We start from the raw sequence: 14,449 nt of genomic DNA, 5'->3' as shown, positions 1-14,449 counted from the left end.
CGCGTAAGACGCATTAAAATTTAATAGCATTTCTTTTTTTGGCACTGTTTATGACCGTTTCGGCATCCTCCACACCGCAAGAGCAACAATTTCTTGAAGCATTTCATCAAGCATTAGCTTCTCAGCGTTTTGATCGTATGATTCTGAGTCAGTATCAGGGCGAGATAGAAGCTTTAGAGAAGATGACTTTACGCATGATTCGATTACAAGATGAATGGATGCTGAATGTTCTGTATCGCTTTAAAACTCAAGATGTGACCAAAAATTTTCCAATTGATGAAGCTGATCCGTTGGTGAGTAAATTGGTCAGTGAATGCAAACAAGCCAATCTTTTTACATTGGACAGCGAGTTACAGCTCAAGAAAAATAAGAAAAAAGCGATCTTAACTCAAAGTAAAAAGGCTTCAGTCTCCAAGATCATTGAAAAATCACACGACCGTCAAAAACACCGTTTTGTTGAGCAAGAAAGTTATTTTCTTCAACCGTTGGGTATTACGGATCAAAAAGAACAAATTATTCCAAGCATGGCGCGTAAGTGGAAACAGATTAATAAATTTGTTGAGATTTGCTCAGGCGCATTAAACCAAATTCAAGTTGATCAGCAGCTCAACGTTGTCGATTTTGGCTCAGGTAAAGGTTATCTCACCTTTGCACTGTATGACTACTTACAAAAAAATGATTATAATCCTTATGTTACAGGTGTGGAACTGAACGAGAAAATGGTTCAATTCTGTCAAGATGTTGCCCGTAAATCAGATTTTAAGCATTTAGATTTTTTCCAAGGAGATGTACGAACTTACTCGCCTGAAAAACTCGATGTCATGATTGCGTTGCATGCCTGTGATGTAGCAACTGATTTTGCGATTCATACCGGTATTCGATTGAATGCGCAAATGATTATGTGCGCGCCGTGCTGCCACAAAGAGTTGAGACCTCAAATGCAAAGTCCCTCTGTATTAAAACCAATGTTGCAGTTTGGTATTCATGAGGGGCAACAAGCTGAAATGCTGACAGATACAATTCGAGCGCTATTGTTAAAAGCCTATGGTTACGAGACTAAAGTTTTTGAATTTGTGGCTTTGGAACATACTAGCAAAAATAAAATGATTTTAGCCACCAAGCGCAAAGATTTGAACGCACCAGATCAGCAAGTGTTAGATCAAATAATTGCATTAAAAAATATGTATGGTATTCAAAAGCACTCATTAGAGTTGCTTCTAAAAGGAGAGTGGGAGCAACAAAATATTGGTGAAAAGTGCTAACACCCCTTTGGGAATTAACACATGAGTAATGTCTTCGATGTTCAAGTAGGTTCATGGTCGCAATTAAAGTGCTACGCGATGCAGATACGAGAGCAAGTATTTATTCTGGAACAACAAATTTCACCTGAAGACGAATGGGATATGGAAGATGAGACATCGATTCATTTCGTTGTTTTCCATGAAGGTGAGGCAATCGCCACGGCTCGACTACTTCAAAACCATAGTATTGGAAGGGTAGCAGTCATAAAGGCTTATCGAGGAAAAGGTGTTGGGTTTGAGCTCATGAAATTTATAATTGAGTTTGCTCAAAGGGAAAAGCGACCAACCTTGAATCTTTCTGCTCAAGTTCATGCATTACCATTTTATCAACGTTTAGGGTTTGAGCCCCACGGTAAGGAATACTTAGATTGTGGTATTCCTCATGTTTATATGACGATGCAGCTTGAATAAAAAAACGGAGCCAATGCTCCGTTTTTTCATCACAAATATCAATGACTATGTGAACCTGATTCACCATCATGTGTATGACTGTGTTCGCCCATTGCTGCGTGTTCTTCTTCAGTCATATTGTGCTCAGTTGCACTAGCTTGAGCAGCTTTGTTGGCTTCTATTTTTGCTGCTGCTTCTTCAGACATCACAGGTGATGCTTTGAATGCATGATGTTCACTGGTTTCTGTTCGTTGTTTACTTGGCATATAGTCAGGTTCATTTTCAATGGCTACATAGAAAATCACCATAAATATAATACTTAAAATGATCGCGATAATTAGCGCTTTCCAACCCCAAGGAGATTTTTCTGGTGAAGAATGATCAGTCATAATGCTATACCAAGTTGGGTAAAATGAATCTGAGAATATGTTACTTTATAACACATATTTATCGACAAGACCGAAAAAAACCTCTCCGAAGAGAGGTTTTTAATTTATATCAATCAGATCGACTTTCCATACTGAACTTTGTCCTTGAGGAGTTGAGGTGCTTTAAAACGCTCACCATACTTCGCTTCAAGCTGATTCGCGCGCTCAAGCGCTTGTGCGAGTCCATATTGATTGAGGAACTGTAAAGCGCCGCCAGTCCAAGGGGCGAATCCTATGCCAAAAATAGAACCGATATTTCCATCAATGACAGACTCTAAAACACCCTCTTCAAGACAACGTAAGGTATCTAAAGATTGCACAAACAAGAAGCGATCAATCATTTCTTGCTCAGAAATATCAGCCTCTTTCGTCCAATGGTTTAAACCATCCCAAAGGTATTTTTTACCACCTTCTGGATATTCATAAAAACCAGCACCAGCAGCTTTGCCTTTACGCCCAAATTCATGGATCATTTGCTTTAAAACATCTTCAGCAGGGGAGTGTGGTAAATCTTTGCCTTCAGCCTGAAGTGCTTTACGCGTTTCGTTGGTCACATGCTCAGACAAGGTTAGTGCGACTTCATCTTGGATTGCTAATGGACCGACTGGCATACCTGCTTTTAAAGCAGCCATTTCAATTTTGGCTGGATGTACTCCTTCAGCCAGTAAACGCAAACCTTCGTTGACAAAAGTACCAAATACGCGGCTGGTGAAGAAACCACGACTATCATTCACCACGATAGGTGTTTTTCCAATTTGTTGAACATAATCATAGGCTTTAGCTAGTGTCTCAGCTGAAGTCTCTTTACCTTTAATAATTTCAACCAACTGCATTTTATCAACAGGGCTAAAGAAATGCAGTCCAATAAAGTTTTTCGCATCTTTACTTGCTGTTGCAAGACCTGTGATCGGTAAGGTGGATGTATTAGAAGCCATCACACCGCCGTCAACCAAATATTGCTCAGCTTCTTGAGTTACTTTAGCTTTGAGTTCTTGATTTTCGAATACAGCTTCAATGATTAAATCACAGCTTTGTAAATCGGATGCATTCGCTGTAGGGGTAATGAGAGATAAAATTTGTTCGCGCTTTTCAGCAGTCATTCGACCTTGTGAAACACGTTTATCTAACAGTTTTTGACTATACGCCTTACCTTTTTCCGCATTTTCAATCGATACATCTTTAAGGACGACTTGAATCCCTTTAACCGCTGTCGAGTAGGCAATGCCAGCACCCATCATTCCAGCGCCTAAAACACCTACTTTAGTCGCTTGCCATTTTGAAGGCTCTTTAGGGCGGCTTTCACCTGATTTGATTGCATTCAGTCCATGCCAGAAAGTACCAATCATGTTTTTCGCAATTTGACCAGTTGCCAGATACGTAAAATAGCGAGATTCAATAGTTAATGCAGTATCAACATCTACCTGAGCACCTTCAACGGCAGCAGCCATAATGGCTTCAGGGGCTGGATAGCAACCTTTTGTTTTGTCACGCAACATTGCTGGGGCAATGGCAAGGACTTGAGCCACTTGAGGTGATGATGGCGTACCACCCGGAATTTTGTATCCTTTAACATCGAATGGTTGTTGAGATTTTGGATTTGCTTTAACCCAAGCAATTGCTTTATCCATGAGCTCTTGTTCAGAATCAGCCGTATCTTGAATTAAGCCTAGAGATTTTGCTTTTTCTACACCAAATTGTTTACCTTCCATCAAGAAAGGAAAAGCATTCTGCAAGCCGAGCAGTCGTACCATACGCACGATACCACCGCCGCCTGGTAACAATCCTAAGGTAACTTCAGGTAGACCAAATTTCGCTTTAGGATCATTTAATGCAATACGAGCATGACAGCCTAGTGCGATTTCCCAACCACCACCGAGAGCTGTTCCATTTAACGCAGCAACAACAGGTACACCCAAGGTTTCAATATAGCGGAATTCCGCTTTCATTTTTTGGATCATGCCAAAGAATTCAGTGGCGTGTTCTGGTTGAGCTTGAATCAACTCATCCAAATCACCGCCTGCAAAAAAGGTTTTCTTTGCAGATTTAAAAATGATACCTGTAATGCCAGATTCGGCTTTCAGTTTTGTTACCGTCTCTTCCAAAGCAACTCGGAAATCTGCATTCATGGTATTGGCAGACTGATTAGGTGAGTCTAAGGTGAGAATAACAATGCCATCAGCATTTTTTTCAAATTGAATTGCACTCATTATTATTCTCCTTATACCAATTCAATGATCGTTGCGATACCCATACCACCACCTACACACAGTGTAGCCAAGCCACGTTTTTTACCTTGACGTTCAAGTTCATCGAGCAACGTACCTAAAATCATGGCACCTGTCGCACCGAGTGGATGACCCATTGCAATTGCACCACCATTTACATTGACTTTTGCAGGATCGACATTCAGTTCATTAATAAAGCGCATTACTACAGCCGCAAACGCCTCGTTCACTTCAAATAAATCGATATCATCAATGGTTAAGCCAGCTTTTTCCAAAGCTTTGCGTGCCGCAGGTGCTGGACCAGTTAACATGATTGTTGGATCAGTTCCGACAAGCGCAGTTGCTAATACTTTGGCACGTGGTTTTAAGCCTTGTTCTTGAACCGCTTTTTCAGATGCAAGTAGAACAACAGCAGCGCCGTCTACAATGCCTGAAGAGTTTCCTGCATGGTGAACGTGATTAATCTTCTGAGCTTCTGGATATTTTTGTAATGCGACTGCATCAAATCCCATACCGCCCATCATTTCAAAGCTTGGATTTAATTTGGCTAAGCCTTCAACGGTAGTCGTTGGTTTGATGAACTCGTCTTTATCTAAAACGACAACGCCAGCTTTATCTTTTACTGGTACAACTGATTTATTGAAGTAACCATTCGCTTGAGCCGCTGCTGCTTTTTTTTGTGAATCTGCAGCAAAAGCATCTACATCAGCACGAGAGTAGCCATCTAAAGTTGCGATTAAATCAGCACCAATCCCTTGTGGAACAAACGTAGATTTCAGGTTTGTTTCTGGATCGAGTGCCCATGGTCCACCATCGGAGCCCATTGGAATACGCGACATTGACTCTACACCACCAGCAACTACAACATCTTCCCAGCCTGAACGAACTTTCTGTGCAGCAAGATTGACAGCTTCTAGTCCTGAAGCACAAAAACGGTTGATTTGAACGCCTGCTACATCATCATTCCAGCCTGCTGCAATTGCAGCAGTTTTAGCGATATCACCGCCTTGATCACCAATTGGAGTTACACAACCCAGTACGATGTCATCGACTTTAGAAGTATCGAGTTGATGGCGAGTTTGAAGTTCATTTAACAGCGTTGTGAGTAATGTGATTGGTTTTACTTCATGTAAAGAACCATCTTTTTTTCCTTTTCCGCGCGGTGTGCGAATGGCATCAATGATATAAGCCTCGCTCATAATAGTTCCTTTTTTATAGGTTGAAATTGTTATGGTGTTTTGAGTGTAGATGATCTATGTGATTGTGCAATGACGAGAACGGATGAGTCGTTTGATATTTTTGGTCACTGAAAAATTAAGTGTTTTAGATTGCGAAATGAAAAAATTTTTAATGAATGTTAAAAAATTCATAAAGCGAATGCTTAGATTATAATTCAGCTATATCAAATCTTTGGCGCTTGATATGGCAAGCTTTACAACATAAGAGCCTTCATCATCTTTATCAACATACCAACCACCGTTAATTACAGCGGGCACTTTTTTATTGATAAACTGCCCTTTCAGATTCTAATTTACTTAAATAGCCAACGGTTAATCCGTTGATTTCAACTGTGATCGCATTTTGATCGTATTGGTTATATGGTTCTGACAGAACATGAGCAGTACATTCATGAAATTTAGATACAGCTTTTTTTTGACCAGCTATTTTAAGTAAATTTTTTTGATATGCATTTTCTCCGACAATATTATAAGTGTACTGTATATCAGCTTGAGGTACAGAGCTGTGCGATTTTACACTGTAAAATAAAGCGCTATTCCAATCAAAATTGATATTAGGATTGCAGTAAGTGTCATCTTATTATTCCTTTAAATATTCCGAATAGTTTAATTTCAACTTGAATATTTTTGCAAAATAAATAAGCACTTAAATCCATATGTAAAAAAAAGCCTGAACAATGTCAGACTTTTTTTATGTTTGAATAAATTAATGATAACCATGTAATTGACGATACAGTCCTGGTGTTACCCCTGTCCACTTCTTAAATGCTCGGTGGAAGGTACTGGTTTCACTAAAGCCGACTTGTTGTGCCACATCTTCTAAAGTTAAAGATGGGTTTAACAGTAAGTGAATTGCGGCGTCTCGACGCAAAGCATCTTTCACACCTTGATAGCTCTTACCTTCAGCAGCTAAGCGACGGCGAAGCGTCTGTGGTGATAAATAGAGCATGGCTGCAACATCATTTAATGTTGGCATTTCTTCACCAATTTGGCTCTTCAATACTTCGCGAATACGTGATGTGAGTGAATTGGTATTCTTGAATTTCACCAACAGTTTCGCTGGAGCACCTTTTAGAAACTCTTCCAAGGTGTTTTCATCTTGGCGAATTGGAAGGTCTAAGTAGTCTGCAGCAAATGTGATTTCAGTACGAGCTGAATCAAATTGGATCACTGGCGCAAAAAATAACGCATCATATTCATCTGCATGTTGTGGGCGTGGATAAGAAAAATGCACACGCTCTAACGGGATACGACGCTCAATAAGCCACGATGCCAAACCATGCCAGATCATGAGCATACTTTCAGTAATGAAATGGTCAGGATCCATTGTTTTTGGAATGAGTGGAACTAAGCGTGCTTCATGTTTATCGCGCTCTAAAGTCACAGACCACTCATCACCGAATAACTTATAGAACTGTGATGATAACTCAAGCGCATCACCTAAAGTTTTGGCATGTATGATCAATTGACACATGATCGCAAAGGTCCCTAAGCGACGTGGCTGGATATCAAAACCAACGTGTTCATCTTGGGTGACCATCCACAGCATTTTAACAAAGCGTGTGTACTGCTCAGGAGAAATACGTGCTTTAGGTTGGCGGAGTAGTTCAGCTTCAATGCCGACATGTGAAAGTAAAGTGTCAACATCCATCCCTAGACGTTTTACCCCAGTCAGGGCTGCATTCACAAAATGGATACTTATCGTATCGCGACTCATGTTAAATCCTTCAGTCTCTTTGATGTTCACTGCTACTTGACCTAAATGACACAAAAAATAATTTAATTGGCAATTATCACTAGAGTAATTGCTCTTTTACATCATAAATTGCCGAAATGATCAAGGTAAATGGCTGAACATGACATTGTTAATCTTGTTTTATATTTCTATTATGGGTGAAAAATCAACATATTCTTGGTGAAAATAACAATGACAGCTGCATTAAAGGGATTGAAAGTTTTAGATTTTTCCACATTATTACCCGGACCCTTTGCGACCTTGTACTTAGCAGATCTAGGGGCAGAGGTGGTCCATATAGAGTCACCAAATCGACCAGACCTTGTCAGAATGTTGCCACCTTATGCAAATGGTCAAGCCACGGCGCACAGTTATTTGAATCGCAACAAGCAGTCGATTGCTCTAGATTTAAAAGATAGTCAGAGTATTGAACTCATTAAATCAAAAATTTCAGAATACGATATCGTGATTGAGCAGTTCCGTCCTGAAGTGATGCGACGTTTAGGACTCGACTATCAAACTTTATCTGAAATAAACCCACGTCTGATTTATTGTTCAATAACAGGATATGGGCAAACAGGTCCTTATAAAGATAAAGCGGGACATGACATTAACTATGTATCGCTCTCAGGGATTGCTGGGCATTCAGGTCGGCAGGAAAGTGGACCACCACCTATGGGGATTCAAATTGCTGATGTCGCAGGCGGTTCTTTACACGCAGTGATCGGCATTTTAACAGCCGTGATTGAAAGGCAACGGAGTGGTTTAGGTCAATATATTGATATCTCTATGACGGATTGTGCGGTGACCTTAAACAATATGGCTGCGGCAGCTGTACTTGCAGGTGGACAGAATCAATACCCTGAAAATGAACATCTGAATGGGGGAACATTTTATGACTATTATCAAACGCAAGACGGGCGCTATATCTCAATTGGGAGTCTAGAACCTCAATTTATGACAGGTCTGGCAACTATATTAGAACTGCCTATCTTATTGGAAAAAGGAACTTCATTTGATGTTGAAGATCGAAAAGCAGTCAAGGCTGCGATCGCTGATAAAATCAGGGAAAAAAGTTTTGATGTATGGCGTAAAACATTTTCTGAATTAGACGTATGTGTAGAACCTGTGTTAAATCTAGATGAAGCTCTGACGTCAGATTTGGCTCAACAACGTGCTTGGACAGTAGATGTACCTCTAAGGATAGATGCAAATGAGGTAGAAAAACAGTTGGCTTGTCCAATTAAATTTTCAAGATCCAAGGCACAGTATCATTATATCGGCCAAACACTGGGTGAAGGGAACTGGTAGTCAAAGTATTGAATATATGAGAAAAAAGAACCGATCTTTATCGGTTCTTTAGTCTATGCTGTCACACAGTAAATGAAATACTTTAGACTAAAGTCTATAATTGTCATGGAATGAAATTAGGCTGAGTCCCAATGGATTTAATTCAAGTAAATGGTCAACCGCGCTATGGGCGTTTTACAGAATTGCCAAGCGCAATTTCTGTTTCAAAATATATTTATAAAACGCCATATGGCAAAGTGCTCAAAGGGTGGAGAAAAAAACTTAAATATAAGAAATTTAAGTTTTGTAGTATCCAACATGAGCATTACAGCATTGGGATGGCTATCGTCGATATCGCTTGGGCGGGACATGGTTTTATCTATATTTATGACCATAATACCGGACAAGTCGTCGAGTGGAATGCGATTAATGTATTGGCACACAGTACGGTTCTAGATGAACAGCCACTATTTAATCATAGCCATTTTAAACATGGAAAAATCCAACTCGATATTCAACATGCCAATGGTGTTCGTTATATCAAAGTGATCAAACATGGTGAAGAAAAACTGTCTGCACGTATCTTTTGTGCTGGAACAGATCCTTTGTCGATGTGCAGTCCTACTGGAATTAATGGTTGGACCTATACTCAGAAACTAACTACATTGGCCGTTGAAGGGTATTTCATTAATAAACAAAAAGAAAAAATTGAATTTAACTCACGAACTTTTGCTTCGCTTGATGATACTTGCGGTTTTCTAAGACCTGAAACGGCTTGGTTTTGGCTATCTTCAAATTTTTGGGATGCGCAAGGAAACCGTGTGGGTTTGAATCTTGCCTCTGGCGTGAATGAAAGTTTTGGGAATGAAAACTGTTTGTGGATTAATGGACGCCTTTATGCGTTGACGGATGTTCTTTTTGAAATGCAAAATGATCAGATGTGGACCATACGATCTATGGATGACAAATTACAATTGACCATTGAAACAGGCTGGCGCCGTTATGAAAATCTTAATCTTAGAATGGTAGGCAGCCAGTTCAGTCAGTGGCAATCTAAAATTACGGGTTTTATTATTTCAGATGATGGTCAGCATATTGAGCTTAATCAAGAGTATGGACTATTAGAGCAACATTACGCTAAATGGTAATGGCGTCATAACAACAAAAAAGTCCGATTGATCGGACTTTTTTTACATTCTTTTTTATATCGCAGCTTGCCAAAAAGCTTCACCTGCTTGAATTGGATCTTGAGTTTCAGCGAGCGTATCAACCCAAACTTGGTATTGATGAATAATAGGGTGTTGGTTTGGGTGAAAATCAGGTTTAAACCAGTCTAAATATTCTCGTTTTTTTGCCGTTAAAATGCCATCTTTTCCAAGCAACCATTTCAAGCCTTGAGCAAACATTTTTAACCTTTCAATTCGAGTAAAACCATCTTGTTTGAGAAGTCCATGTGTTCTTTGCATGGTAAATCCAAACATCATAAGCGTAACTAAAACCAAGGCGGTATAACGTGTAAGGTTTGAAGTCTGCGCTACCTCGATCATAACATCATAAGCAACATCGCGATGTTCCATTTCTTCAATACTATGCCATGCAAATAAACCACGGACAAAAGGATGTGCATGGGCCATCGTACTTTTATGACTGAAAAAGGTCGTTGCCATTAAAGCGGTTAAGTGTTCGCATGAAGCGGTGATCGCAATATTAAAACGATCAGGATACCTTTTTAACGCATGTTTGAAACGTTGATTGACTTGATGAATATATTTTTCAATCGGCATACCTTGCTCAATTAAAATTTTATTCATTTTGTCATGGGCAATACCGTGTTGCGCTTCTTGTTGAATAAAGTCTTTCACACGTTTGGCTAAGACAGGATCTTGAATATGCGGTTGAAATAGTCGGACACACTGTATGAAATATCGTTCTCCATCTGGAAATGTCAAACTCAAAGCATCAAATACACGTGTTTTAAAAGGATCGTTGTTAAACCAAAATCGTGGTACTTCGTTGAGTCGGAAATCAAGGTGCTTACGAATCACTGGATGGTATGTGGTAATTGCATTCATTTTATTTTATCACTTATGCAGAAAGAACAAGTATGTAAAAAAATCACATTGAGGTCATTATCTCTACAGGACAAAAGAAGAGAGAGAAGGAGATTAAAACTGTAAGTAATGTCGGCTAAATCATCTGAATAAAAATGATCCAGCCGGCAATAGGAATATTATCGAGCTGCTTGCCAGAATGCTTCACCAGCTTGAATTGGATCATTGGTCTCGGCTAATGTTTTTACCCAGACATCATATTGGGCAATCACAGGATGTTGGCTTGGATGGAAGTCTTTTTTAAACCAATCTAGGTATGGACCTTTCATTCTCGTTAACATGCCATTTCGACCGATAAACCATGGAAGTCCTTTGACGGTCATTTTGAAACGGTCTAAACGACTAAATCCGTCATACTTCAACATGATATTGGCACGATAAGTTGTAAATCCAAGCATCATGAAAGTTGTAAATGCCAAAGCAAATTGTCGAGTAAGTTCTGGAACATCACCGACTTGTTTCATGACATCAAAAGCCACATCACGATGCTCCATCTCTTCGATAGCATGCCATGCTAAAAGCGCGCGCACATAGGGGTGAGCATCTTCAAGGGTTGCTTTTTGACTATAAAAAGTATCAGCCATTAATGCAGTTAAGTGTTCGGCTGCAGCAGTCATGGCAATATTGTATTGAGGTGAATGACGTGTCAGTTCGAATTTAAAAATTTTGTTAAGAACCTTAATAAATTGATCGACAGGCATACCTTGATCTTTCATGACCTGATTCATCTTGTCATGCGCAATTCCATGCTGTGCTTCTTGTCGAATAAAATCTGCGACTCGTTTTTGTAATTCAGGGTCTTTGATTTTATCTCTAAATAATCGAACTGATTCAATGAAGTAGCGCTCTCCGTCTGGGAAAGTTAGACTCAATGCATCAAACATACGGGTTTTGAATGGATCTCCACCAAACCAAAAACGAGGAATTTCTGAGAGCTTGAAATTGAGATTCGTGCGTACGACAGGATCAACCTGATATTTTACCAATGCGTTCATCTTATTTTCATTCATCCGCTTTAGATCGTTTAAGTATGTATGGCATTGGTCTGATTGTTTTGACAGTACTTGCCATTTTTTATACATTTTACGACAAATGAAAATGAATAAAGTCAATTTTGCCTAAAGGAATAGTGCATCGTGAAAGATATTCAAATACCCAATGGATATTTCCATTTATGGCAAACATTTATTCAAGTGAAACAGCTCGATAAAGAGATAAAGACTGCATTAAATCAGGATGTTGATACGCTGAATAAGATTTTGGCAGCACCGATTGCCATGCAATCCTCTTATTCTTTTTTCTTAAAACTTAATTCTCTCACGCAGGTTTATTTGAATCGCGCCAATTATATTTTTGAAATGGCTCAATATGTGAAACCTGAGCATTTTGGTGTGCTTGGATATATGGCGACACGAAGTGAGACGGTGGCGGAAGCACTGAACTATATTTTAAGATTTAGCCGCTTGGTGATTGATGGTGAAGAGATTACACCCATGCAGATTCACCAGAACGGTGAAATACTGATTTTAAGCTGGCCGTTTATTTGTGATGACTATAATTTTATCAATGAGCTGACGAATGCCATGATGGTTTCATTGGCAAAGCAAATATTAGTGCACGATACCTTTCCACTGTATAAAGTGATCATGGCGCATGAAGCTATCGCACCATTGTATGAATATCAAAAGTTCTATGGTTGTCAGGTAGAGTTCAGCCAAGTTGAATATCAGTTTCAAATTCGCACGCAGGGGTTGCAGCTAAAACCCCAACAAGCAGATCCTTCACTTATGCAATTGTTGGTTCAACAAGCGGAAGAGGCGATTGCATCAAAACCCGTGCAATCGAGTCTTGATCGGCAACTCCACTTAATTATTGCTGAGTATTTGCGTATTCGTCACGAAGCGCCAAAGATTGAAGATATTGCGACAGAATTATGTTTGTCGGTGAGGACTTTGCAACGACAATTAAAAGATCGCGGAACATCATTTAAACGCATACTTGAGCAAGAACGGATGTCACAATGTGAGCGCCTATTAAATCAGGGGCTAGAGTTAACGGATATCGCCGTGCAACTCGGTTACTCAGATCAGTCTGCGCTTGCTAGAGCATTTAAAATGTATAATGGAATAACGCTGTTGCAGTTTAAAAAACAACTTAAACAACGTCCAATTCATCGTCATAATCTAAGTTAGAACATGAAAAATAAAAAAGGTAAGCATCTAGCTTACCTTTAAAGACTCTATTTTTATGCCAGTCTAAATTTGATTCATCTGTATTTTGGGATATCTAAAAGCAATGGAGAGTATAGCAATCACCGCTAAGATCCAACAGTAATAAACGTTTTGGATCATTTCCATTGGCGATAATTTTGCAATTGAACACGCCAATAATAATTGTGCGCCAAACGGAATTAAGCCTTGAACAACACAAGAAAAAATATCCAACAAAGCAGCCGAGCGTTTTGGGTCAACACCATATTCTTTAGCAACTTCACGTGCCATATCGCCAGATAGAATAATGGCAACCGTATTATTTGCCACAAAGAAATTAGACAAGATTACCAGAAGGCAGATTCCGATTTCACCAGCTCTTTGCGTTCCCACTTTGAATAAACGCGTAAGTTGATAAATGCGTTGTATTAGCCACTCTAAGCCACCTTCTTTTCGCATAATGGCTGAAATACCACCGAGTAACATTGAAAGCAATGCGACTTCAAACATGCCCAAAAAGCCATCGTAAATCGCATTATTTAATTTAAGTAGGTTAAAGTCAGGGGCTTGAATCAGACCGACGAGTCCAGACATAACAATGCCCAGCATAAGTACAGCCAACACATGTAATCGGCTAAAAGCCAAAGTAAATACGGCTAAATAAGGCAAAATCAGCCAAAAATTATAGTCATTGAAAGAAATTTGTTGCGTATCACGACTCATCACAAAATAAATCAAAATCGTGAAAAGCGCTGCTGGTACTGCAATCCATACATTGACTTTAAATTTATCCTTTAGTTCTACACGTTGGCTACGAGTTGCAGCGATAGTGGTATCTGAAATCATAGACAAGTTATCACCAAACATGGCTCCTCCAACCACAGCACCAATCGCAACAACAGGATTTATATCGGTGACTTGAGTGAAGCCAAATGCGATCGGTGCACAAGCAGCGATAGTACCCATCGAGGTTCCCATCGCGGTAGCAATAAATGCTGAAATAACAAAGAGCATTGGCAGGACAAAAGCCGAAGGAATGAGAGATAAACCTAATTGTACTGTTGCATCAACACTACCAATGGCGCTACTAATACTGGCAAAAGCACCTGCCAGCATAAAGACCATAAACATTAAAATAAGATTAGGATGGCTTGCCCCACGGAGAAACTCATCTATACCTGTGTTTAATTTGCCACGATAAAGTAATACCGCAAGAATGAGGGCAGGGATAGCAGCAATGGGTGCTTTAATTTGGTAGAAGGCAAACTCAGTGCCAATCAGAGTGTGATAAATACCGCTGCCCAAAAAAATGGCTAAAAACACAATAAGCGGTAGAAGGGCAAGCGCTCGCGGAGAAGCTTTGCCTGGGGAGATTGTGGTCATAACATAAGAAATAAAAGAGTAAGCATGTATAGTATAGAACAGCTTTGGCTAATTCAGAAAAGTTAAAATGTAAGTGCTAAGCTATTTGTTTTTAAACATTTTTAATCAATAAACATAAGTTCATATAAATATTCATGA

The 14,449-nt window shown here is 39.5% G+C and carries 12 protein-coding genes; 5 read left to right on the top strand and 7 right to left on the bottom strand.

What is annotated here, in order from left to right:
• Window positions 1-50: 50 nt before the first annotated feature.
• Window positions 51-1,262, top strand: a complete 1,212-nt coding sequence (locus tag AC1M9I_RS13475; RefSeq protein WP_481589547.1) for a class I SAM-dependent methyltransferase — start codon at window positions 51-53, stop codon at window positions 1,260-1,262.
• 21 nt (window positions 1,263-1,283) lie between these two features.
• A complete protein-coding gene (locus AC1M9I_RS13470; RefSeq protein ID WP_481595102.1) occupies window positions 1,284-1,712 on the top strand; it encodes a GNAT family N-acetyltransferase in 429 nt (142 codons plus the stop codon).
• A gap of 38 nt (window positions 1,713-1,750) precedes the next feature.
• On the opposite strand, the gene AC1M9I_RS13465 is transcribed toward AC1M9I_RS13470, so the two are convergent.
• The 4 genes from AC1M9I_RS13465 to AC1M9I_RS13450 all read right to left on the bottom strand — a co-directional run bounded on the left by AC1M9I_RS13465 (window position 1,751) and on the right by AC1M9I_RS13450 (window position 7,299).
• Window positions 1,751-2,080: a hypothetical protein gene (locus tag AC1M9I_RS13465; RefSeq protein ID WP_179999860.1), complete on the bottom strand. Its 330-nt coding sequence runs from the start codon at window positions 2,078-2,080 to the stop codon at window positions 1,751-1,753.
• 113 nt (window positions 2,081-2,193) lie between these two features.
• A complete protein-coding gene (locus tag AC1M9I_RS13460; RefSeq protein WP_481595101.1) occupies window positions 2,194-4,326 on the bottom strand; it encodes a 3-hydroxyacyl-CoA dehydrogenase NAD-binding domain-containing protein in 2,133 nt (710 codons plus the stop codon).
• Window positions 4,327-4,337: 11 nt separating this feature from the next.
• On the bottom strand, window positions 4,338-5,543 hold the full coding sequence (locus AC1M9I_RS13455; protein WP_035267939.1) for an acetyl-CoA C-acetyltransferase: 1,206 nt from the start codon (window positions 5,541-5,543) through the stop codon (window positions 4,338-4,340).
• A gap of 745 nt (window positions 5,544-6,288) precedes the next feature.
• Window positions 6,289-7,299, bottom strand: a complete 1,011-nt coding sequence (locus tag AC1M9I_RS13450; RefSeq protein WP_092768523.1) for an AraC family transcriptional regulator — start codon at window positions 7,297-7,299, stop codon at window positions 6,289-6,291.
• A gap of 210 nt (window positions 7,300-7,509) precedes the next feature.
• Between AC1M9I_RS13450 and AC1M9I_RS13445 the strand changes: the two genes are divergently transcribed.
• Complete coding sequence (locus tag AC1M9I_RS13445; RefSeq protein ID WP_481595100.1) at window positions 7,510-8,628, top strand: CaiB/BaiF CoA transferase family protein; 1,119 nt, start codon at window positions 7,510-7,512, stop codon at window positions 8,626-8,628.
• Window positions 8,629-8,759: 131 nt separating this feature from the next.
• Complete coding sequence (locus tag AC1M9I_RS13440; RefSeq protein WP_481595099.1) at window positions 8,760-9,755, top strand: DUF2804 domain-containing protein; 996 nt, start codon at window positions 8,760-8,762, stop codon at window positions 9,753-9,755.
• Between the two features lie 54 nt (window positions 9,756-9,809).
• Here AC1M9I_RS13440 and AC1M9I_RS13435 read toward each other — a convergent pair whose 3' ends face one another.
• Both AC1M9I_RS13435 and AC1M9I_RS13430 read right to left on the bottom strand, forming a co-directional pair.
• A complete protein-coding gene (locus AC1M9I_RS13435) occupies window positions 9,810-10,679 on the bottom strand; it encodes a metal-dependent hydrolase (RefSeq protein ID WP_481594018.1) in 870 nt (289 codons plus the stop codon).
• A 158-nt stretch (window positions 10,680-10,837) separates the two neighbouring features.
• Complete coding sequence (locus AC1M9I_RS13430; protein WP_481594019.1) at window positions 10,838-11,713, bottom strand: metal-dependent hydrolase; 876 nt, start codon at window positions 11,711-11,713, stop codon at window positions 10,838-10,840.
• A gap of 141 nt (window positions 11,714-11,854) precedes the next feature.
• Between AC1M9I_RS13430 and AC1M9I_RS13425 the strand changes: the two genes are divergently transcribed.
• Window positions 11,855-12,910, top strand: coding sequence for an AraC family transcriptional regulator (locus tag AC1M9I_RS13425; RefSeq protein ID WP_481587987.1), 1,056 nt, complete (start codon window positions 11,855-11,857; stop codon window positions 12,908-12,910).
• Between the two features lie 63 nt (window positions 12,911-12,973).
• On the opposite strand, the gene AC1M9I_RS13420 is transcribed toward AC1M9I_RS13425, so the two are convergent.
• Entirely contained in the window at window positions 12,974-14,311 is a 1,338-nt protein-coding gene (locus AC1M9I_RS13420; RefSeq protein ID WP_481594020.1) for a Na+/H+ antiporter NhaC family protein, read from the bottom strand.
• Between the last annotated feature and the right edge of the window lie 138 nt (window positions 14,312-14,449).

It is taken from the genome of Acinetobacter sp. ANC_7553, from assembly GCF_056779895.1.
The sequence above is the reverse complement of the archived record's forward strand: the minus strand, read 5'-3'. Positions and strand labels throughout refer to the sequence as shown.